Origin of the sequence: Solilutibacter silvestris (assembly GCF_002895945.1) — a bacterium.
In the GTDB taxonomy this organism is placed as follows: domain Bacteria; phylum Pseudomonadota; class Gammaproteobacteria; order Xanthomonadales; family Xanthomonadaceae; genus Solilutibacter; species Solilutibacter silvestris.
In genome coordinates, this window is record NZ_NPZB01000001.1 from 1,641,589 (window position 1) to 1,664,168 (window position 22,580).

Sequence of the window (22,580 nt, forward strand, 5' to 3'; positions counted from 1 at the left end):
AGGTTTTTTGCCCGGAGGCCGTTTATGCAGCAAGCCCTTGATCCTTCGTCGGCGTCGCTGTTGCCGGCTCTCCCTGCCAGCCCTTCCGTGGAGGTCGTTAGCCCTGACGAGGCACGCTTCGCCCGCGGCCCGCGTGCGTACCGGGTGCGCGGGCTGGCGCGCTGCCTGTCGGCGGAATCCCTCAAAGTTCTCCTACGTGTGTCGCTAGGCGATCGCGTGCATCTGGACACGCTGGACCTGTACCAGGCACGTGGGCGTGGCACGTTCGCAAAATCCGCTGCCCTTGAACTCGGCGTCGGCGAAGACGTGATCGCGGGCGACCTGTCGGCGCTGGCGCTGGCCTTGGAGCCGGTGCAGGACGCGGCGATCCGTGGCGCGCTGAAACCCTCGGTCCCCGAGCAACCCGCACTCACCGCCGAAGCGGAAACGGCGGGGCTGGCGTTGCTGCGCGATCCACGGCTTGCCGAACGCATCGCCGCCGATGTGGAAGCCATCGGCGTGGTCGGCGAAGGCGTGAACGCGCTGGTGGGTTACATCGCCTGTGTCTCGCGCCTGCTCGACAAGCCGCTGGCGATCCTGATCCAGAGCACATCGGCTGCGGGTAAATCCACCCTCATGGATGCGCTGCTGTCGCTGTTGCCAGACACCCAGCGCATCCACTACAGCGCCATGACCGGGCAATCGTTGTTCTACCTCGGCGAGAAGGACATGCGCCACAAGGTCCTGGCGATCGCCGAAGAAGAAGGCGTGCGCCAAGCTGCCTATGCGTTGAAGTTGTTGCAATCGCAGGGCGAACTGTCGATCGCCAGCACCGGCAAAGACCCGGCCACCGGCAAGCTCGTGACCGAGGAATACCACGTCGAAGGCCCGGTGATGCTGTGCCTCACCACCACGGCCATCGATATCGACGAAGAACTGCTCAACCGTTGCCTGGTACTGACGATCAACGAGACGCCGGAGCAGACGGCGGCGATCCAGCAGCGGCAACGGCAGGCGCGGACACTGGCGGGCCTGCAGGCACGCGTGCGCGGCGACGCGGTGCTGGCGGCGCACCGCGCCGCGCAAACGCTTCTTCGTCCGCTGGCGGTGGTGAACCCGTTCGCCGAATCCCTGACGTTCGCCAGCGACCGCGTGCGGTTGCGCCGCGACCATGCCAAATACCTCGCTCTCATCGACGCGATCGCACTGCTGCACCAGTACCAGCGCAAGGTGCATGCCGTGGAAGTCGATGGCGCAACCGTCGAATACGTCGAGGTCATCGAGGCCGATATCCAGTTGGCCAACCGTCTTGCACACGCCGTCCTCGGCCGCAGTCTAGATGAACTACCGCCACAGACGCGCCGCGTGCTGTCGGCGTTGGATGCATGGGTGACACAGCAGATCGCCGGCACCGATACGCCGCGCAGCGATGTGCGCTTCACGCGCCGCATCGTGCGCAGCGCGTTGGGCGTAAGCGACACGCAGCTGCGCGTGCACCTGGATCGGCTGGTGCAGCTGGAATACGTGCGCCAGCACACGGGCCAGAACGGCAGTCTCTACACGTACACGCTGGTCTTCGACGGCGAGCCTGCAAGCGATGGGCCGCAGTTAATGGGCTTGGTGGAACCCGCGACCTCGCGGCCTGCGGGGCCGACCTTGCGGGGCAAGAAGGCGACCTTGCGGGGTGCAACCCCCGACCTCGCGGGGGGCTTGCGGCCACCTTGCGGTACCCCTGCGGGCACCTTGCGGGGTGACAAATCCGCCAAAAACCCCAAAAAATCCAGCCCCATCGCAGCAAAAGGCCTGTCGAACGTCCGCAAAGCACTTCACGGGACGCTCAACGGCCACGCGGAGGCGTGATGGCGCGGGGCGTGCGCCTGCGGGTGTTCATGGGGTCCGGGGAACCGGAGAGCCTCACGGCATGGATGTGGCGCTACCTCGCGCATCTGGAAGCCCTGCAGCGCAGCGTGAACGACGTGCGTACCCGGCGCACGAAGCTGACCATGTTCTATCGCTGGTGCGAGGATCGCGGCTTGCGCGATCCCAAGCAGATCACGCACCGGCACCTGGAACAGTTCCAGCACTGGCTGTTCCGCTATCGCAAGAAGAACGGCCAGCCGTTGGTGATCAACTACCAGCGCATCGCCTTGTTCACCTTGCAGATGTTCTTCCGTTACCTGGTCAAGCAGGGCGTGGTGCCATCGAACCCGGCGGCAGATCTGGAGCTGCCGAAACGCACGATGGATCTGCGCGATCCGCTGACGCTGGAAGAAATGGAGGCCGTGCTTGCGCTGCCTGACCTCGACACGCCGGAAGGCTTGCGCGATCGCGCCTGTCTGGAACTGTTCTATGCCACCGGCATCCGCCGCGCTGAACTGACGCATCTGGCCATCACCGACGTGGACCACAGTCGCGGCACGCTGCATGTGCGGCTGGGCAAGGGACGCAAGGATCGCTTCGTGCCGGTGGGCGAACGGGCGCTGGCGTGGATCGACAAGTATCTGCAGGAAGCCCGCCCAACACTTGCACGCCGCGATGGCGAACGTCGCTTGTTCGTGAACCAGTACGGCGAGCCGTTGTCGCAAGACGGGCTGACGGCGCGGGTGCGGCGCTACTTCCGTGAGGCGGGCATCACCAAGGCTGGCGCCTGCCACTTGTTCCGGCACACGATGGCCACCGCCATGCTCGACAACGGCGCCGATATCCGCCATGTCCAGGAAATGCTCGGCCACAGCACGATCGCGACGACGCAGCGCTACACGCACGTCTCGGTGGCGCGGTTGAAAGCCGTCCATGCCGCGACGCATCCGGCGGCCAGGCTCACGCACGGGAGCGCGCCACCGGAATGATCCACGCTTGCTGATGGTGTTGATCTTCTTCCTCTCACGAAGGAGGAATGCGCGTGCGCAATGGAACGCACCGAAGCGATGGACGTACCGCTACCGCCCAACGGTGAAGCTAAGCCGCGCCGCGAAGCGGTGTCGGCTTGGGCGCGTGGTTGGGCTGTTGACGTTGCGTGTGGTTCACCGGGCGACGCGGCCTGCCGCCTGCGGCGGCTCGCGGGGCAAACATAACGCAGAGGTTATGCGCAGTGTTGCAACCGCTCCACGGCCTGCGCTACGTGTGAGAGGCACTTCGCTTCGGCCTGCGCGGTTGCAACACTGTTCGGCTAGCGCCCGCATAACCTGCGTTATGTAACCCCGCGCCGTGCTCGCTGCGCTGCGCGCGGGGCCGCTGTGAGCATCTTCGCAGTCGCCAGGAACGCCGGGCGGCTGTCCATGCGTTGTCCACATGCGAGACGCGCATCAGGGGATGCCCCTCGCATCCCCGCGCGTCTCGCGCTCATGTGGGCAACGGGTGGGCAGCCATCGAGGAAGCCCGCGCCTTGACGTGCGCGCCTGCATGGGCGAAAAAGTGCATCACGGGACTTCGAGGGTGGGCGAAGAGGGCATGTCGGGGGTGTTGGCCAGCGCAAACGCTTATCGCATCAAGGCGAGTCACCGTCGCCGGCGGACAGTCGCGTCGGGTCGCCGAAGACAGCGCTATTACGATCCCACCATCGGACGGTTCCTGTCCACCGATCCTGTCGCGGCAGATGCCAACACGGGTTCGTTGTTTAATCGCTATTGGTATGCATCGAATAATCCGTACCGCTTCACTGATCCAGACGGGCGTTGCGATAATTCACCTAGTTCGTTCTGCAACTTCGTGAAGGGGATAGTGCTTGCGGTTCACGACACTATTGCACCAATAGCGAATGCAATTGCTGATCCCGATGGCACGAAGATCGATGGGAGCTATGATCGGTTTGGGCCGGGTAGCAATCCGATGACTCAAGGCGGATATAAGTTTGGTGGCGCGTTAATTACTGCTGAAGCAATTAAGGCGCCGAGCACTGTTGCAGGTGCTGTAGTAGATGCTAAAGCCCCAGTTGCACTTACAGAAGCACAAACGAAGAATTTAGCTAGATTTAACTCCAAGCTTCCTGCCGCGAACACAGGGACAACGGTGGAAAGAACGGGTAAAGGAGTTACTTTTACTAGCGAAGTTCCAGGCAAGGTGCCGGGATCGCAAGCGACGTATCAGAAAACTGTAAATTCGGCGGGCCAGACTACTGGGTATACGAAGACTACGACAGCACCCAGTGGCCAAGTCATCCATGTGAAGGATAAGTTTCCGGACAAGCCACAAAATTAGTTATGAGCCAGATGCATACGACTTTTGTTAAAGAAGATGACTTGATATCCATTCTTGAGCGCTTCATGTTGCGAGAGCTCAACAAGAAAGGCGTTGAGGATTGGGCGGAGAATAATGATGCGAATGACTCCATTGAGTTTTCTTCCGATCTTGTGCGCGATTTGGTTTTTGAGCTTTCAAGCCCGGAAATTAACGGCGAGTTGTCTGATGAACGTGCCCTTCAACTGATTGAGATTCTCAAAAGCAATAGGCTCTCTGCATAGCAAGAAGCCCGCGCACTGCGCGGGCTTCTTGTTGTGCAGCGTTGGCGATTGTTAGCGTGTAGCTTGCGCCAACACCGAATCGATCACTTGCATGACGAACTGTTGCTTGGTACGCGGCAGTTGGTTGATGCGCTCGACCTGTAGTTGCAGCTTGCCCACCGGCCCGCGCTTGCTCGCGCGTGTGGGCGAGCCGATCAGTTCCTCGATGGTGACGTGCAGCGTCTTGGCGATCACCGGTAGGTTGGATACTTGGATGCGCCTGCGTCCCGTCTCGTAGGCGGTGATGGTCTGCTGCGAGACGCCCAGCAGTTCGGCCAGTTGCACCTGGGTGATGCCCTGTTCCTTGCGCAGTTGGGTGATGCGGCTGCCAAGTTGGACGAAGAAGGCTTGTTCTTCCTTGCTGAGTGCCACGGCGACAGGTGCGGGGGTGGAGTTGTCCATACCGTAAGCCTGACCTGCGGAGAGTGGTTGCCTATACTACCTAAAGTAGTATCATGCGACGAGTTGTTCTGCTTGACAGGTTTTTTGCCCGGAGGCCGTTTATGCAGCAAGCCCTTGATCCTTCGTCGGCGTCGCTGTTGCCGGCTCTCCCTGCCAGCCCTTCCGTGGAGGTCGTTAGCCCTGACGAGGCACGCTTCGCCCGCGGCCCGCGTGCGTACCGGGTGCGCGGGCTGGCGCGCTGCCTGTCGGCGGAATCCCTCAAAGTTCTCCTACGTGTGTCGCTAGGCGATCGCGTGCATCTGGACACGCTGGACCTGTACCAGGCACGTGGGCGTGGCACGTTCGCAAAATCCGCTGCCCTTGAACTCGGCGTCGGCGAAGACGTGATCGCGGGCGACCTGTCGGCGCTGGCGCTGGCCTTGGAGCCGGTGCAGGACGCGGCGATCCGTGGCGCGCTGAAACCCTCGGTCCCCGAGCAACCCGCACTCACCGCCGAAGCGGAAACGGCGGGGCTGGCGTTGCTGCGCGATCCACGGCTTGCCGAACGCATCGCCGCCGATGTGGAAGCCATCGGCGTGGTCGGCGAAGGCGTGAACGCGCTGGTGGGTTACATCGCCTGTGTCTCGCGCCTGCTCGACAAGCCGCTGGCGATCCTGATCCAGAGCACATCGGCTGCGGGTAAATCCACCCTCATGGATGCGCTGCTGTCGCTGTTGCCAGACACCCAGCGCATCCACTACAGCGCCATGACCGGGCAATCGTTGTTCTACCTCGGCGAGAAGGACATGCGCCACAAGGTCCTGGCGATCGCCGAAGAAGAAGGCGTGCGCCAAGCTGCCTATGCGTTGAAGTTGTTGCAATCGCAGGGCGAACTGTCGATCGCCAGCACCGGCAAAGACCCGGCCACCGGCAAGCTCGTGACCGAGGAATACCACGTCGAAGGCCCGGTGATGCTGTGCCTCACCACCACGGCCATCGATATCGACGAAGAACTGCTCAACCGTTGCCTGGTACTGACGATCAACGAGACGCCGGAGCAGACGGCGGCGATCCAGCAGCGGCAACGGCAGGCGCGGACACTGGCGGGCCTGCAGGCACGCGTGCGCGGCGACGCGGTGCTGGCGGCGCACCGCGCCGCGCAAACGCTTCTTCGTCCGCTGGCGGTGGTGAACCCGTTCGCCGAATCCCTGACGTTCGCCAGCGACCGCGTGCGGTTGCGCCGCGACCATGCCAAATACCTCGCTCTCATCGACGCGATCGCACTGCTGCACCAGTACCAGCGCAAGGTGCATGCCGTGGAAGTCGATGGCGCAACCGTCGAATACGTCGAGGTCATCGAGGCCGATATCCAGTTGGCCAACCGTCTTGCACACGCCGTCCTCGGCCGCAGTCTAGATGAACTACCGCCACAGACGCGCCGCGTGCTGTCGGCGTTGGATGCATGGGTGACACAGCAGATCGCCGGCACCGATACGCCGCGCAGCGATGTGCGCTTCACGCGCCGCATCGTGCGCAGCGCGTTGGGCGTAAGCGACACGCAGCTGCGCGTGCACCTGGATCGGCTGGTGCAGCTGGAATACGTGCGCCAGCACACGGGCCAGAACGGCAGTCTCTACACGTACACGCTGGTCTTCGACGGCGAGCCTGCAAGCGATGGGCCGCAGTTAATGGGCTTGGTGGAACCCGCGACCTCGCGGCCTGCGGGGCCGACCTTGCGGGGCAAGAAGGCGACCTTGCGGGGTGCAACCCCCGACCTCGCGGGGGGCTTGCGGCCACCTTGCGGTACCCCTGCGGGCACCTTGCGGGGTGACAAATCCGCCAAAAACCCCAAAAAATCCAGCCCCATCGCAGCAAAAGGCCTGTCGAACGTCCGCAAAGCACTTCACGGGACGCTCAACGGCCACGCGGAGGCGTGATGGCGCGGGGCGTGCGCCTGCGGGTGTTCATGGGGTCCGGGGAACCGGAGAGCCTCACGGCATGGATGTGGCGCTACCTCGCGCATCTGGAAGCCCTGCAGCGCAGCGTGAACGACGTGCGTACCCGGCGCACGAAGCTGACCATGTTCTATCGCTGGTGCGAGGATCGCGGCTTGCGCGATCCCAAGCAGATCACGCACCGGCACCTGGAACAGTTCCAGCACTGGCTGTTCCGCTATCGCAAGAAGAACGGCCAGCCGTTGGTGATCAACTACCAGCGCATCGCCTTGTTCACCTTGCAGATGTTCTTCCGTTACCTGGTCAAGCAGGGCGTGGTGCCATCGAACCCGGCGGCAGATCTGGAGCTGCCGAAACGCACGATGGATCTGCGCGATCCGCTGACGCTGGAAGAAATGGAGGCCGTGCTTGCGCTGCCTGACCTCGACACGCCGGAAGGCTTGCGCGATCGCGCCTGTCTGGAACTGTTCTATGCCACCGGCATCCGCCGCGCTGAACTGACGCATCTGGCCATCACCGACGTGGACCACAGTCGCGGCACGCTGCATGTGCGGCTGGGCAAGGGACGCAAGGATCGCTTCGTGCCGGTGGGCGAACGGGCGCTGGCGTGGATCGACAAGTATCTGCAGGAAGCCCGCCCAACACTTGCACGCCGCGATGGCGAACGTCGCTTGTTCGTGAACCAGTACGGCGAGCCGTTGTCGCAAGACGGGCTGACGGCGCGGGTGCGGCGCTACTTCCGTGAGGCGGGCATCACCAAGGCTGGCGCCTGCCACTTGTTCCGGCACACGATGGCCACCGCCATGCTCGACAACGGCGCCGATATCCGCCATGTCCAGGAAATGCTCGGCCACAGCACGATCGCGACGACGCAGCGCTACACGCACGTCTCGGTGGCGCGGTTGAAAGCCGTCCATGCCGCGACGCATCCGGCGGCCAGGCTCACGCACGGGAGCGCGCCACCGGAATGATCCACGCTTGCTGATGGTGTTGATCTTCTTCCTCTCACGAAGGAGGAATGCGCGTGCGCAATGGAACGCACCGAAGCGATGGACGTACCGCTACCGCCCAACGGTGAAGCTAAGCCGCGCCGCGAAGCGGTGTCGGCTTGGGCGCGTGGTTGGGCTGTTGACGTTGCGTGTGGTTCACCGGGCGACGCGGCCTGCCGCCTGCGGCGGCTCGCGGGGCAAACATAACGCAGAGGTTATGCGCAGTGTTGCAACCGCTCCACGGCCTGCGCTACGTGTGAGAGGCACTTCGCTTCGGCCTGCGCGGTTGCAACACTGTTCGGCTAGCGCCCGCATAACCTGCGTTATGTAACCCCGCGCCGTGCTCGCTGCGCTGCGCGCGGGGCCGCTGTGAGCATCTTCGCAGTCGCCAGGAACGCCGGGCGGCTGTCCATGCGTTGTCCACATGCGAGACGCGCATCAGGGGATGCCCCTCGCATCCCCGCGCGTCTCGCGCTCATGTGGGCAACGGGTGGGCAGCCATCGAGGAAGCCCGCGCCTTGACGTGCGCGCCTGCATGGGCGAAAAAGTGCATCACGGGACTTCGAGGGTGGGCGAAGAGGGCATGTCGGGGGTGTTGGCCAGCGCAAACGCTTATCGCATCAAGGCGAGTCACCGTCGCCGGCGGACAGTCGCGTCGGGTCGCCGAAGACAGCGCTATTACGATCCGACCATTGGTAGGTTCTTGAGCACAGATCCGGTGCAGGCGAATGCGAACACAGGCGCATCGTTCAATAGGTACGTATATGCAAACAACAACCCCTACAAATTTACTGATCCTGACGGACGGTCTATTACCTGCGACCAGAATAGCTGCACCATTCATAGCCACTCAGTTGGGGAAGCAGTTGTTGACTGGGGAACATTTGGTGTGATTTATCTGCGCCGCCTGCTACAAAACGCACTTGATGGGCAACCGCATAGAAGTGAATCTTCGGGTGGGGATTCTTCAACATCTAAACCTGCGCCTGGAGAGATTGTCGGAACTCAAGATGGTAAAAGTGGACAGCAGGGCGATAGGGTTAACAACGGCCCTCTATCGCCGGAACACGGCGGAACAGGGAATCCCGAATCAGATTTCGATCATCTAACGGGTGGGCATTCGGCACCTGTCCCGGAAGGTTCCCGTCTGCCGCCCGGATCGAAAGTAGGCGATAACGGTGTCATTTATCGTCCACCCAATGGATCGAGTGGCCCGCGTATAGATATCCCCGGTAATGGGGACAAGCCACACGAAACCCTTCACTATCCCAAGCCGCCACCACCTCCGCGTCCGCCTGAAAGAAAACCAGATCCCTCAAATCTTTAGGAGAAGACATTGTCAGATACCTCGCCGGCCAAAAGAATATTAGAGTCCCGCCTATCTGACACGGCTGGTGTTTACGTCAATGAGGGAGTTGATGCGGAGTCCTACTTCCAAGAGATCGCGGATGACATACGAAGGAATGAATGTGAGCCTTTTGAGCTTGACGCGATTGTCGAGCAGCCTGGGTTCCCTCATCTCAAGCTAGGCGAGCGTGTATCTGGAATGTGCGTGGCACACAAGCCTGGCTATTGGTTGGTATACAGGAGCGAGGACAAAAACTTCTATATGTTCTGGGGAGAAGAAGAAAATAATCTTGGCTCTCCTGGAGTTTTTGGCTCGCCTTTGTATTGCTGGTCAGCCTGAGAGGTAAGTCGGTAATGAAGCAATAGCCCGCGCATCGCGCGGGCTATTGTTGTGTAGTGTTAGCGATTGTTAGCGTGTGGCTTGCGCCAACACCGAATCAATCACCTGCATGACGAACTGCTGCTTGGTGCGCGGCAGTTGAGTAATGCGATCCATCTGCTGTTGCAGCTTGGGAGTTGGGCCGCGCTTGTTACCGGCCTTGCCGTCGTCGGCAAGCAGCGCTTCGACGGCGACGCCGAGCCGCTTGGCCACGTCGGGCAATAGCGACACGGGGATGCGCCTGCGCCCGGTCTCGTAGGAGTTCATCGTCTGCTGGGAGATGCCAAGCATCTCGGCGAGTTCGGCTTGGGTGATGTCCTGCTCCTTGCGGATACGCGCAATGCGTCCGCCAAGGGCAATGAAGAAGTCGCGTTCGTCGCTGCTGATGGCCACGGGATCGAGAGATGGAAGAATGAGCTTGTCCATGCGTTGTCCACATGCGAGACGCGCATCAGGGGATGCCCCTCGCATCCCCGCGCGTCTCGCGCTTATGTGGGCAACGGGTGGGCAGCCATCGAGGAGGCCCGTGCCTTGACGTGCGCGCCTACATGGGCGAAAAAGTGCATCAAGGGACTTCGAGGGTGAGCGAAAAGGGCATGTCGGGGCTGTTGGCCAGCGCGAAGTCGCGTTACATCAAGGCGAGCCATCGTCGGCGCTGGAAAGCCACGGCGGGCCACACCCGTTATGCAAATAACAACCCTTACACATTTACAGATCCTGATGGTCGTGAAACTGCGATGTTCCAGTCGGATCAATATCGAATGGCGTAGCCGAAATGTGATGCGGGATATGGAAAAATCTTGGGGGTAGCAGCAGATTTCACCCCGGTGGTGGGTGGCATTAAGGGGGTTGTTGAGGCATTTCAGAATCCTTCGGCGGTGAACATTGTGATCGCTGCCATCGGGATCATTCCAGAGGCTGGTGGCGCTGCGAAGACCGTTTTAAAAGAAGGGCGCGAAGCAATCTCAATGACGAAGGCAGTTGAGAAAGGGGTGGCACATACTGGCTCTGATGCTAAGGTGGTTTTAACACCACATGGAAATGTACAGTTTTCGTCTTCAACTGTTGACGCTGCGGGAAACACGGTCACAAAGAACGCACGTTTTGACGTTAATCCGAATAGTGGACATGTTCAGCAACAAGGGCCGCATTTGAATTTAGAGACACAGATTAAGTCGCCTGCGGGGCAAATTACGAAGCTTCCTGATCCGCATATCCCTATCAATCCGGAAACCATTCGTCCAGGGGATTACAGGCCATGACTGACGTTGAACAAAGCATCCCAGGCATTAAGGCATTATGGGACGGTGTCGAGCTTTCCCTAAGCTTTACCACCGAATCGCTGTCCGAATTTACCTTTGCTATTAGCAGAAAAAGCGGGGCCAAATTTCGGATTGAGCCTGGTTTCGGGCGAAAGGAAACTGAGACGGAAGTGTTAACGAGAGTAACGGACGGGCCTGCAATGCTTGCCGTGAAAGGCGATTCGATTCTATTAACTGGCAGCTCAAATGCGTTAGGTCAGATTGCCCAAAACTCATTTAGTCTCATTGATCTGGCTATGGAAACGGGCGTATCTCATATGCACTTCGATTCCATTTCTGATAGCGATTTAATCGATGAGGGTTCCGCCGCGCTTGTCATTTGCTTGGAGTTGAATCCGGCATAGGAATTTGCTTTAGGCGTGAACGTAGCGCAAGGAGATGGGTTCTCACTCACAACAAACAGCCCGCGCAATGCGCGGGCTGTTTGTTAGCGCTTCGATCTGAAAATTACTGATGCGCAGCGAGCACCGAATCCAACACCTACACGATCGCGCGTTGCTTGGCAGCCGGTAGCGCTTGGATGCGTTCGAGCTGCTGCGCGATCTTCGGCTGCGGCCCGCGTTTGCCGCCGACACGCTTGATCTGCGAAGTGCCAATGAGTTCTTCGACCGAAATGCCGAGAACGCGAGAAACTGTGGGCAGCGTAGCCACGGCAATCCGCGCCGTGCCGCCTTCGTAGTGCGCCATGGTCTGCTGGGCGATGCCTAGCTCCTGCGCCAAATCCGTTTGCGTGAGTGGTTCTTCTTGTCGTTCTGATTGTGAATAAGGTGTCGATAAGAACAAATAAGCCTCTTCCTGCTTAAACAAAAGCCCCGCATTGCGGGACTTTTGTTGTCTAACACTGGCTATCGTTAACGACTTGCTTGTGCTAGCACCGAATCGAGCACCTGCATAACGAACTGCTGCTTGGTGCGCGGCAGTTGGTTGATGCGCCCGATCTATACTGCAGCTTGCCCACGGGGCCGCGCTTGCTCGCGCGAGCAGGCGGGCCGATCAGTTCCTCGATGGTGATGTGCAGTGTCCTGGCGATCACCGGGAGGCTGGAGACTTGGATGCGTCGACGTCTTTCACATATGCAGGTCACGATCGACTTGACAGAAATAATATTTTTCATGATAGTTCGGAAAGAGGGCAGCACTATCCATTAAAGGGGAAGACGAGTGATTCGAGGTGCGCGGATTTTGGCGCAATTATGCGCGTTTGCAGTGCTCATATCGATTATGGTGGGCTCCAGGGCGGAAGCTCAAACTGTCACTCCACAACAAGATTACTTTCGCTATCTCTCGCCTGCGCAGCAGATCACGCCAGTTTCTTCGTTTGGCGATCAGATCAGCCCGCGTGATGGTAGTTTGACATTCCGTAACACCGATATCGAGCTTCAAGGAATCGGGCCGACAATTCGCATTACGAGAACCTACAACATCGCTGGCGTTGGCATAGGAAATCGAGAGACATCCGGGAACCGGTTTGGTGATTGGGAGCTCGAGCTCCCACGCTTAAAGACGCTGACAAACGCCAACCCAAGTGTGTGGCAGGGTACTGCGGTTGGCTGGCAAATTGGCTCCGGAGACAGCACTATCGCCGCCTCGAATGCGCGATGCACTAACTTCGCTGGGCCCGATGATATTTATATAAAGAGTAAAGACAACCCTGTTTTCCAGGAAAGCAGATGGTGGGCGGGCTACCAGTTTGTAGATGACCAAGGACAAGAATCGCCTGTACTTGTCGCGACGGGAACCGTGGGACAATCCAATTATGTTGCCCGCACGACTAGCAATTGGTTGTTTACCTGCCTTCCTTCCACCAGCAATGGCCAGCCTGGGGAAGGGTTCCAAGCGATTTCGCCAGATGGGACACGCTACTGGCTGGATTATCTCGTCTACCAACCTGGAGACAGGATCGGTCCACCTAATGGGCCAGGCTGGATGTCTCGCAACTATGGCAGCATGCTTGTTACGCGAGTACAGGACCGATTCGGTAACTGGGTGACCTACCACTACACCAATGGGGGCCTTGATTCCATTGATGCCAGTGATGGCCGCCATGTTGGGTTGACGCGCAATGGTTACATTAATTCCATAACGGTCGGAACTGGAGCTTCGGCGAGGACTTGGCAATACCAATATTCCTCGGGACAACTGTACGTTCCCACCTCACTAAGCGCGGTAATTCTACCGGATGGATCTGCTTGGAATTACAACTTTGGTGCCTTGTCTAGTCTGGACCGTACAACCAATACTTCTACCGGACTTCCGAGCGCCTTTTGTTCGTATTTTACATCCACTGACCCGATTGATAGTGGCCTTGATGGAGCGAGTGGCAGTTACGCGAGCGCGACGGTAACCACGCCGTCTGGTGCAACGGCGGCATATGCAATCGGAAGGCTGCACATTGGGCGTTCAAACGTGCCCAAATATTGCTATTCGATGGATACCAGTCCGCCATCCATTGAACAGATTCCAAAAGATTCGTGGGTTTACGCAATCCTTAGCAAAGCTGTGAGTGGCCCAGGACTTGCGCAAGCGACGTGGAATTACGCCTATTCTCAAGGGAATTCGAGTTGGTCTTCGGAGTGCACAAGTGGCTGTGCTACGTCAGTTTGGACGGATGTGACCGATCCGGACGGAACACGACACCGCAACATCTTCAGTAACCAATATGGGCAGACAGAAAATAAACTGCTCCGGGAAGAAACATACACGCCCAGCTCAGGTGCCCTTGTCCGGGCAGAGGATTATGCGTATGCAGTATGTGTTTCGACGGGGCCAACTTGTTCTGCCGGAGGTCCCATTCCCTATCCGTGGCCTATCAATCTAGGAACCGATCTAAATGCGAGATCGAATAGCTTGACTGGCGCTCGCTGGACGCCACTGCTATCAACCACCATTACCCAGGATGGAGTGACGTTCAGCAATGCGGTGAACAGTTACGACGCATATGCACGTTCATTGAGCGTGCACAGGTGGAGTTCATTGGGGTATAGCAAGACCGACAATACTGATTATTACGACAGCATCCCGCACTGGGTACTTGGCCAAATCAAGCGTCATTACAACGCGGACACCAATATTATTGACGTCCGCAACGAGTACGATCCTTATACTGATTTGCCCGTCCAGACCTATGCCTTCGAGAAGCTGAAGGCAACAATGACCTACAACGTCGATGGTACGTTAGCGACCAGTAAGGACGGCAACAACAACACAACCAACTATAGCAACTGGATGCGCGGGATTCCGCAGACCATCCAGTTCGCTGATGGTACGTCGGTCTCGGCATCGGTCGACGGCAATGGCTGGATCCGGTCTGTCACCGACGAGAACGGTTATGTGACGGGTTACGGCTACGACGCCATGGGCCGGGTCTCCGGGATCACGTATCCCAACGAGGCCAACCTGACCTACAACACCACAACGATCACCTTCTTGCAGTCCACGGCAGCGGTCTATGGCCTGCCGGCGGGGCACTGGGAGCAAGTCACCCAGACTGGCAATCGCAAGAAGGTGGTGTACTTCGATGGTTTATGGCGTCCGGTGGTAGAAGAAAACTACGATACCGCCAATGTCAATGGAACACTCAGCCAAGCGATCAATCGCTACGACACCAATGGACGGGTGGTTTTTCAGGCTTACCCCCAGCGTGTCCTTAACTCGGCGATCAACAACACCTGGGGTGACCCCACGGTAACTGCAAACGCATCAGGCGTTCGGACGAGTTACGACGCACTCGGGCGTGTGACGAAGGTGCAGCAGGACTCGGAGCTGGGTGTACTGACGATCACAACAGAGTATCTGACTGGCCTCCAGGTCCGCACGACCAATTCTCGTGGCTACCAGGCGACTAACGGCTATCAGGCGTATGACCAGCCGAGTTATGACCTGCTGGCCTGGAGTGCGCAGCCGGAAGGCAAGACGATCGAAATCACCCACAACTACTTTGGGATGCCGGGCTCGATCAAACAGCATGCCGCGGACAACACTGTCAGCGTGACGCGGACCTACGTCTATGACGGTAACATGCAGCTGTGCAAGACGATTGAGCCAGAAGTCGGGTCGACGGTGATGAGCTACGATGCGGCTGGCAATCTGGCATGGTCAGTTGCCGGCGGCAGTTATCCGGATCCGGCGAACTGCAATACGACCGATGCTTATGCTTCTGGTCGTCGTGCTGACAGGACGTACAACACCCGCAACCGGGTGACATTGCTGGCCTTCCCGGATGGGCGTGGTAATCAGAGCTGGACGTACACGCCCGATGGCCTGGTGAGCACATCGTCGGTGGACAACGATGGCCCAAGTCAGGGGTCCGTCGATGAAACATACTCCTACAACCACCGTCGCCTGTTGGCTGGCGAGAGCATGAGCGAGCGCAGTTGGTACACATGGAGCCTCGGCTATGGCTACGATGCCAACGGGAACCTGAGTACCGAGCAATATCCAAATGGCCTGATGGTGAGCTACAGCCCGAATGCGCTGGGTCAGGCAACCTCGGTGGCGAGCACGGCAGGCAAAGTCTATGCCTCGGGGGTGAGCTATTACCCCAACGGTGGAATCAGTCAATTCACCTACGGCAATGGCATCGTGCACACGATGACCCAGAACGCGCGCCAGCTGCCAAGCCGTAGTACGGATGCTGGGATCATCAACTACAGCTTCACATATGACGGCAACGCCAACCCGACTTTAATCGCTGACGACCAACGAGGAGGTGCCTTCAGTCGTTGGATGAACTATGACGGTCTGGATCGTCTGACGGGTGCGGGTTCCGGGATGTTCGGTGGCACCGACAACTGGCACCACTTCACCTATAACGCGTTGGACAACATCACGTCGTGGAAGCTGGCAGGCGTGAAGGACTATGCCAACTACATTTACGACGCCAGCAACCGACTAACGAACATCCAGAACACTGCAGGCGCAAGCGTCGTAGCGTTGGCCTACGATCTGCAGGGCAACTTGCAGAACAAGAACGGTCAGGCCTACAGCTTCGACTACGGTAACCGGTTGCGAGGTGCCGCGAATCAGGAAAGTTATCGCTACGACGCACAGGGTCGGCGTATTTTGCAGTGGGGCGTAGCTAGCGGGAAGAATATTCTGTCGATGTACTCGATGGGTGGCAAACTGATGTACATGGAGGATGACCGCCGAAGCGAGACGTTGGCGTACATCTACCTTGGAGCAAGCCAAGTGGCGCGAGTCCGTGCGGCTACCTCATTGCCGATGACGCCAACTTTGACGGCACCCGCCACGAATGCAGGTGGCAGCTATGCGTTGACATGGTCAACGACGGCCATCACTGACTATTACGTGCTGGAAGAGAGCACCAATGGTGGGTCGACTTGGGCGACGCTCTATAACGGGACAGCCACGAATGCGGCGGTGAGCGGTCGAGCGCCAGGTTCGTATGCGTATAGGGTCAAGGCGTGCAATACGCTTGGGTGCTCGGCGTCGTCGGCAACGAGTACTGTTCAGGTGCTCACTGCACCCGCTGCGGCACCCGCAGTGTCGGTGCCTTCCAGCACCTATACTGGTGCCTATGCCGTGACATGGACAACGGTTGCGAGCGCGAGTAGTTACATCCTGGAAGAGAGCCTGAATGGCGGCGCCTGGACACAGGCCTATAACGGTGCATCGACCGCGTCGAGTTTCAGTGGGCGTGCAGGGGGCAATTACAGTTATCGTGCCAAGGCCTGCAATATCGCTGGCTGTGGCCCGTACTCGGCGACCGGTACGATTCTGGTGTTGTACACGCCGACATCTGCACCAAGCCTGACGGTGCCGGCCAACAGTTACGATGGGAGTTATACAGTTTCCTGGGGTAGTGTTGCGACGGCAGATCATTACGAGCTTCAGGAAAGTGCGAATGGTGGGGCGTGGACGCAGGTCTATAGCGGAAACACAACATCACAGGGGTTCAGTGGTCGCACAAGTGGAAGCTACGGATATCAGGTGCGTGCATGCAATGCGGCAGGGTGTGGGCCGTTCTCGGCGAGTGGGGCTGTCAGCGTCACTATCACACCAGCCACACCAACGTTGAGCGGTAGCGGTTCGAAGGACACGACAACCAAGCCATATACGACATCTTGGGACATGCAGTGGACTGCATCCGCGAATGCGACGTCGTACCAGTTGGAGCATCAATCCGGAACCACGGTGACTGCCGTATACAGCGGGACAAACACCTACTTCACGGAGTTCAGCACCGGAACCACGACATATTCGTACCACGTGCGGGCATGCAATGGGTCCGTGTGCTCTGCTTGGTCAGCATGGTATGCACCGACCGTGACGCTGGGGCCATGAATATGACGCGAGCGCTTGTGTTTATCCTTGCATGGTTCTGCGTTGCGAATGCGCATGCGCAGGTGGTCGAGTACGTCCACACCGATGCTCTGGGCAGTCCGGTAGCGATCACCAATGAATCTGCGCAGGTGATTGATCGGACAGACTATGAGCCGTATGGCAACCTGATCGGCAAGGTGAATAATGATCGACCGGGCTATACCGGGCATGTAATGGACAGCGCGACAGGGCTGACCTACATGCAGCAGCGCTATTACGATCCAACCATCGGAAGGTTCCTGAGTACCGACCCGGTGCAGGCGAATGCGAATACCGGCGCGCTGTTCAATCGGTTCGCTTATGCATCAAATAACCCGTACAAGTTCACCGACCCAGATGGACGACAGGACGCCTACTATCACGTACAGGCCATTGTTGATGGGTGGCGCCGAACGGCTGATTGGGTGCAAAAGAAGTTCGACACTGCAGTTGCGAAAACAGATGTTCGAGTTCAGGCGGATGTATGTAGTGGTGCATGCGTAAGCGTCGATCAAAGCATTTTGCATGGCGATGGAAATTTGAGCATTACTCCGGTTGGATGGGCAGGTGGTAGTCCATCTAAAGGTGGCCAAGGTGCGTTTGTAGGAGTTTTTGTTCAACCAAGAGAAGGTCTTGTTGTTACCGAGGGCGCTAAGGCCGGTGCGAATAGTCCTGTTAACGCCGCGAGTGGTGCAGAGGTGAAATATGGTGAAGGCCTTGCTGCTGGTGCAGATGTGCAAGTCAGCCCTACGGGAAAATCGGAAGTAACGCCAAAGGTTGGTCTCGGGGTTGGAGAGGTAACGAAGCCGCTAGAGGTTAAGTTGTTCAAATGGGATTTTTCTAAGAAGCCTGAGGACAAGAGCGACAAATGAAGCCTCACGTCTTTTTTTGGCCGGCGGTCGCGTATGTGCTTATTTACGTGTACCTTGCGAATAAAGCTGTTAAAAGCGTTCGACCGCTTTTAGATGACTACGAAAAAGTCGGGAAGGCTGAAGAGCTTCTTGGATGGAAAAGATCTATTTCTGCCGTGAGGTTGATGCTGGATTCGTCTCTGCCTAGAGAATCTTTCCCAGAAGATGTAAAGAAGAAAATTGAACGGGCGCGATTTTTCTTTTATACGGCGCCGATCGTGTGTGTTATCTGTTGGTTGTTGATGGTGTTCTTCTCTGACTGAAAGGTGATCAAGTAAAAAAGCCCGCGCATTGCGCGGGCTTTTTTTGGTGCTTCAATCTGGCGGTTACTGATGCGCGGCGAGCACTGAATCCAATACTCTTGAAATTATCCGCTGCTCGGCAGCAGGCAGCGCCCGGATGCGCTCGAGTTATTGCGCGATCTTCGGTTGTGGCCCGCGTCTGCCGTTGCGGCGCTTCGTTGAGACGCCGATTAGGTCTTCGACGCTGGTATCGAGTATCTGCGCTGCCGGTGCGAATGTCTCCTCGGTGATGCGCGACACCCCGCTTTCATAGTGCGTGATGGTTTGCTGGGCGATGCCGAGTTGCTCGGTTATTCGGCACCAAGACTCAATTGGCAGAACGCAGCGAGATCATCATCCTGCTTACCCCGATGCTGATCCGCGGCCTGAGGCGCGCAAGCTCTCCGACGGATGCGGACAGACGTTCCGCGGGTTGGAGCCGTTGCCGGCGGCGAAGCAGAAGTGAAGCGCGGATAGTGCTAAGAAATGGGGAGGGCGGCCACAATGCAACGTGCGAACTGTTTTGCTATTGACAGCAGTCACGGTTTCCTCCGATAGTCCTGTGAAGGGCCGGGCATTTCAGGGGAAGGGGTTGGGAAAGCTTTGACGTTCCGGACATATTCAGGAATTTTGTGAGCTCGTCTTTTGAAGACGGCTTATCGAATCAGGCATTTGAAACTGGGGGATACATTATGCGGTTGAAGGTGGTGGGAAGTGTTTTGAAGGCAGCGCTGATCGGTTGTCTCGGGTGCATTGGCTTTGGTGCCGCACATGCGCAAGATGCCGGCGACATTAAGCAAACCATTCTCTCAAAAGAATCGCTTCCGGCCCTCAGTGGCCAATCCTTTGGTGAGCAGGTTAATACGATGACGGGCGCGCTCACGTTCAGCGCGGAAGACATTCATCTCAAGGGCATTGGACCGGACATTGTTGTCCATAGAAGTACAAATCCCGGGCCTAGGATCAAAACAACCAGCGCTTTTGGTAATTGGTCATTCGATTTCCCAAGCATTGAAGTGCATATCGGATATCCCATGTTGCAAGGCGTTCCGCCGACGCCTGGCGACTATTGGATGATCTCGCAGACGGGAAGCACCCAATACAACCGATGCACATCCACGCCATTCCCGACGGTTTACAACGCTTATGATGAATTTGGATGGATTTACGATGGCATTACGGTCAATGATGGCCAATCATCCAGCCAGCTGATCAGGAGGGGGGCCGAGAATTCTGTCGCGCCATCGGGCCAGACAACGATCTACCCCTACGTTGCAAATCGAGGGGATTGGCAAATCAGCTGTCTGTCCTCGACCTCCAATGGTGAAAAAGGCGAAGCGTTTCTTGCGACTGGCCCGGATGGGACCAAATATTACCTTGATAACCTGATGGGTTATTCGATTCCGCAATTTTCCTACCTGGATTCGGCAACAGGGGAGCGCGTCAAAGTAAATTCGATGCGAATTGTGATGGGCGTAAGCCGCATTGTCGATCGATTCGGCAATTGGGTCGCCTATCACTACAACGGCAATCAGATTTCCAGCATTGATGCCAGCGATGGCCGACTGGTGCAATTTACTTATGATGCAACGACCAGTGTCATTTCCCAGATTGTTGTCCAACCCAATTCGCCGTATTCCAGAACATGGCAATACCAATATGCAGCCGCCACTGGTTTGGGCAACAAGATAGATTCCGGTTATGACGCCGATTTGAGTCGCGTCGTCCTTCCCGACGGTTCGACCTGGGAATACTCGAGCATTCAGTCAATCGACTGGGGTTACCAGTTTGCGGCGTCTTGCCCCAGGACCGGGGATTCAGCTGCGTATGCCCCCGATTTTACATCCACGGTCAAAGCCCCCAGCGGGGCAACAGCCACATTCGCGATGAGTGCCGTCTCGCATGGACGGAGCTACGTACCCACGATCTGCGAAGCAGTTCTTGGGGGGGGACATACCGATCAAATCGCGACTGTTTTCCAGAGCTATTCCTTGGTTCAAAAAACCATATCCGGCGTCGGTATTCCGACCTTGTCCTGGAATTACTCATATTCCAGCGCGATTGGCAGTGCGAATACAGACGCGTGCGCGGCAAATTCGACTTGTCAGGACTCCGCCTACGTTGATGTCGTCGATCCCTATGGCAATCGCACTCGTAATACCCTCAGCACCCGAGCAGATGAAACAGAAGGGCAACTGCGCAGGATAGAAACGTACTCGGGATCGAACACGCTGATCCGTCAGGTTGACTATCAATATGCGCCCAAAGACCTGGGCCCGTACCCGTCCCGGCTCGGGACGAGCTATACCGCGAATCTAACCCCATCTCCACTCTTGTATCTGACGCCACTGCGTTCAACCGTCATCACTCAAGATGGCGTGACGTTCAGCAGCATGGTGAGCAGTTTCAACACTCTTGCGCATCCCTTGAGCGTGCATAAGTGGAGTTCATTGGGATACAGCCGTAACGACGTGACCGACTACTACGACAACACGACGCATTGGGTGTTGGGTCAGGTCAAACGCCATTACAACGTCGAGAGCGGTCTGGCCGATGTTCGCAATGAGTACGACCCTTATACCGACCTGCCAGTCCAAACCTACGCCTTCGAAAAACTCAAGGCGACGATGACGTATTACACCGACGGGACATTGGCGACGAGCAAAGATGGCAACAACAACACGACAACCTTCAGCAACTGGAAGCGCGGCATTCCGCAGACGATCCAGTACGCAGATGGCACCAGCATATCTGCGGCCGTGGACGACAACGGCTGGGTCCGGTCGCTCACTGATGAAAACGGCTATGTTACCGGCTATGGCTACGACACCATGGGTCGAGTGGCCGGTATCGTCTATCCCAACGAGACCAACCTCAACTACAACACCACGACTATCACCTTTCTGCAATCCACATCGGCAGCGTATGGCCTACCAGCCGGACACTGGGAGCAGATCACGCAGACCGGGAACCACAAGAAGGTGGTGTACTTCGACGGTCTGTGGCGACCGGTGGCGGAGCAGGAAGAGGATGTCGGGGCATCAAGTACGACGCTGCACTGGCTGGCCAAGCGCTACGATAGCGATGAGCATTTGATCTTCCAGAGTTATCCGATCAACCCCTATGTCTCGGGTTGGAAAAACTTTACTGATGCCTTGGCGGGTATTAACACGACCTATGATGTCTTGGGCCGAGTGACGCAGGTCAAACAGGATTCGGAACTGGGGGTATTGACGACCACGACGAATTATCTGACCGGATTCCAGGTGCGCACCACCAACCCTCGGAGTTATCCGACCACGACCGGCTATCAGGTCTATGACCAGCCGAGCTACGACCAGCTGGCATGGAGCGCCCAGCCGGAGAACAAGGACGTCACCATCGCGCGCAATTACTTCGGCATGCCGACATCAATCACGCAGTCCGATCATGCGAACTCGGCGGTCAGCGTAACGCGCAGTTATGTCTACAACGCCAATATGGAGTTATGCAAGACGATCGAGCCGGAAGTGGGGTCGACAGTGATGAGCTATGACCCGGCCGGCAATCTGGCGTGGTCGGCTGCGGGTGGTATCTATCCGAGCACGACGAGCTGCAATACCACCGAAGCTTATAGCTCGGGTCGTCGTGCGGATCGCAGCTACGATCCGCGCAATCACGTCTTGTCGCTGGCCTTCCCTGATGGGCGTGGCAACCAGAGCTGGACGTATACGCCGGATGGACTGGTGAATACCTCGACAGTGGACAACGATGGTCCGAGTCAGGGCACTGTAAATCAGGTCTATACCTACAACCATCGTCGCCTGTTGGCAGGGGAAAGCACGAGCCAACCTGGGTGGTACACCATGGGCATCGGCTACGGCTATGACCAGAACGGCAATCTAAGCACACAGCAGTACCCGAACAACTTGACGGTGAGCTACAGCCCAAATGCGCTTGGTCAGGCAACATCGGTCGCGAGTACAACCGGCAAGATATATGCCTCGGGAGTGAGTTATTACCCCAATGGTGGGGTCAGCCAGTTCACATATGGCAATGGCATCGTCCACACGATGGCCCAAAATGCCCGTCAGCTGCCGAGCCGCAGTACTGGACCGCCCAGCCTTTCGTAGACACCCAGGAGCCATAATTCATGGCAACGGCAGAGGTGTTGATGAGCAGCAAGCGATATACGGATGAGTTCAAGGCCGAAGCAGTCAAGCAGGTGCTCGATCGCG

18 protein-coding genes are annotated in these 22,580 nt (G+C 57.8%); 14 read left to right on the forward strand and 4 right to left on the reverse strand.

Going from position 1 to position 22,580, the window contains the following annotated elements:
• Window positions 1–24 precede the first annotated feature (24 nt).
• From Lysil_RS07550 to Lysil_RS07565, 4 genes are all read left to right on the forward strand, one after another.
• Window positions 25–1,839, forward strand: a complete 1,815-nt coding sequence (locus Lysil_RS07550) for a P-loop NTPase family protein (RefSeq protein WP_129588403.1) — start codon at window positions 25–27, stop codon at window positions 1,837–1,839.
• The gene (gene xerC / locus Lysil_RS07555) at window positions 1,839–2,828 is read left to right on the forward strand and encodes a site-specific tyrosine recombinase XerC (protein WP_103074871.1); all 990 of its coding nucleotides are present in this window, start codon (window positions 1,839–1,841) and stop codon (window positions 2,826–2,828) included. Before Lysil_RS07550 ends, xerC (Lysil_RS07555) begins: the two co-directional genes overlap by 1 nt.
• 586 nt (window positions 2,829–3,414) lie before the next feature.
• Entirely contained in the window at window positions 3,415–4,176 is a 762-nt protein-coding gene (locus Lysil_RS07560; protein ID WP_240600229.1) for an RHS repeat-associated core domain-containing protein, read from the forward strand.
• A 2-nt stretch (window positions 4,177–4,178) separates the two neighbouring features.
• Window positions 4,179–4,439, forward strand: coding sequence for a hypothetical protein (locus tag Lysil_RS07565; protein ID WP_103074868.1), 261 nt, complete (start codon window positions 4,179–4,181; stop codon window positions 4,437–4,439).
• A gap of 51 nt (window positions 4,440–4,490) precedes the next feature.
• Here the strand turns inward: Lysil_RS07565 and Lysil_RS07570 are convergent, their stop codons facing one another.
• Window positions 4,491–4,880 (reverse strand): helix-turn-helix domain-containing protein, encoded by a 390-nt coding sequence (locus Lysil_RS07570; protein WP_103074869.1) that lies wholly within the window; start codon window positions 4,878–4,880, stop codon window positions 4,491–4,493.
• Window positions 4,881–4,981: 101 nt separating this feature from the next.
• Between Lysil_RS07570 and Lysil_RS07575 the strand changes: the two genes are divergently transcribed.
• From Lysil_RS07575 to Lysil_RS07585, 3 genes are all read left to right on the forward strand, one after another.
• Window positions 4,982–6,796 carry a P-loop NTPase family protein gene (locus Lysil_RS07575; RefSeq protein WP_129588403.1) on the forward strand — a complete coding sequence of 605 codons (1,815 nt, stop codon included), beginning with the start codon at window positions 4,982–4,984 and terminating at the stop codon, window positions 6,794–6,796.
• The gene (gene xerC / locus Lysil_RS07580) at window positions 6,796–7,785 is read left to right on the forward strand and encodes a site-specific tyrosine recombinase XerC (RefSeq protein WP_103074871.1); all 990 of its coding nucleotides are present in this window, start codon (window positions 6,796–6,798) and stop codon (window positions 7,783–7,785) included. The genes Lysil_RS07575 and xerC (Lysil_RS07580) overlap by 1 nt, the downstream gene beginning before the upstream one ends.
• A 601-nt stretch (window positions 7,786–8,386) precedes the next feature.
• The gene (locus Lysil_RS07585) at window positions 8,387–9,130 is read left to right on the forward strand and encodes an RHS repeat-associated core domain-containing protein (RefSeq protein WP_240600347.1); all 744 of its coding nucleotides are present in this window, start codon (window positions 8,387–8,389) and stop codon (window positions 9,128–9,130) included.
• 429 nt (window positions 9,131–9,559) lie between these two features.
• Here Lysil_RS07585 and Lysil_RS07590 read toward each other — a convergent pair whose 3' ends face one another.
• Window positions 9,560–9,955, reverse strand: coding sequence for a helix-turn-helix domain-containing protein (locus Lysil_RS07590; RefSeq protein ID WP_103074874.1), 396 nt, complete (start codon window positions 9,953–9,955; stop codon window positions 9,560–9,562).
• A gap of 110 nt (window positions 9,956–10,065) precedes the next feature.
• Here Lysil_RS07590 and Lysil_RS13235 point away from each other — a divergent pair, with 110 nt between their 5' ends.
• From Lysil_RS13235 to Lysil_RS07595, 3 genes are read left to right on the forward strand one after another with little or no spacing between them, the layout of a single operon-like run.
• Window positions 10,066–10,299, forward strand: coding sequence for an RHS repeat-associated core domain-containing protein (locus Lysil_RS13235; RefSeq protein WP_129588404.1), 234 nt, complete (start codon window positions 10,066–10,068; stop codon window positions 10,297–10,299).
• 30 nt (window positions 10,300–10,329) lie between these two features.
• Window positions 10,330–10,791, forward strand: coding sequence for a hypothetical protein (locus Lysil_RS13240; protein WP_129588405.1), 462 nt, complete (start codon window positions 10,330–10,332; stop codon window positions 10,789–10,791).
• On the forward strand, window positions 10,788–11,195 hold the full coding sequence (locus tag Lysil_RS07595) for a hypothetical protein (protein WP_103074875.1): 408 nt from the start codon (window positions 10,788–10,790) through the stop codon (window positions 11,193–11,195). The genes Lysil_RS13240 and Lysil_RS07595 overlap by 4 nt, the downstream gene beginning before the upstream one ends.
• Window positions 11,196–11,331: 136 nt before the next feature.
• On the opposite strand, the gene Lysil_RS07600 is transcribed toward Lysil_RS07595, so the two are convergent.
• Window positions 11,332–11,658, reverse strand: a complete 327-nt coding sequence (locus Lysil_RS07600; protein ID WP_165782418.1) for a helix-turn-helix domain-containing protein — start codon at window positions 11,656–11,658, stop codon at window positions 11,332–11,334.
• Window positions 11,659–13,697: 2,039 nt separating this feature from the next.
• Here Lysil_RS07600 and Lysil_RS07605 point away from each other — a divergent pair.
• The 3 genes from Lysil_RS07605 to Lysil_RS07615 are packed head-to-tail and all read left to right on the forward strand — an operon-like array spanning window position 13,698 to window position 18,345.
• Window positions 13,698–17,153, forward strand: coding sequence for an RHS repeat protein (locus Lysil_RS07605; RefSeq protein WP_165782419.1), 3,456 nt, complete (start codon window positions 13,698–13,700; stop codon window positions 17,151–17,153).
• Window positions 17,150–18,043, forward strand: coding sequence for an RHS repeat-associated core domain-containing protein (locus Lysil_RS07610; protein WP_338064163.1), 894 nt, complete (start codon window positions 17,150–17,152; stop codon window positions 18,041–18,043). Before Lysil_RS07605 ends, Lysil_RS07610 begins: the two co-directional genes overlap by 4 nt.
• A complete protein-coding gene (locus Lysil_RS07615) occupies window positions 18,040–18,345 on the forward strand; it encodes a hypothetical protein (RefSeq protein WP_103074879.1) in 306 nt (101 codons plus the stop codon). The genes Lysil_RS07610 and Lysil_RS07615 overlap by 4 nt, the downstream gene beginning before the upstream one ends.
• Window positions 18,346–18,492: 147 nt before the next feature.
• On the opposite strand, the gene Lysil_RS13720 is transcribed toward Lysil_RS07615, so the two are convergent.
• Window positions 18,493–18,702: a helix-turn-helix domain-containing protein gene (locus Lysil_RS13720; RefSeq protein WP_129588411.1), complete on the reverse strand. Its 210-nt coding sequence runs from the start codon at window positions 18,700–18,702 to the stop codon at window positions 18,493–18,495.
• A gap of 293 nt (window positions 18,703–18,995) precedes the next feature.
• Between Lysil_RS13720 and Lysil_RS07620 the strand changes: the two genes are divergently transcribed.
• Window positions 18,996–22,475 (forward strand): RHS repeat domain-containing protein, encoded by a 3,480-nt coding sequence (locus tag Lysil_RS07620; RefSeq protein WP_129588407.1) that lies wholly within the window; start codon window positions 18,996–18,998, stop codon window positions 22,473–22,475.
• The last annotated feature ends 105 nt before the right edge of the window (window positions 22,476–22,580 follow it).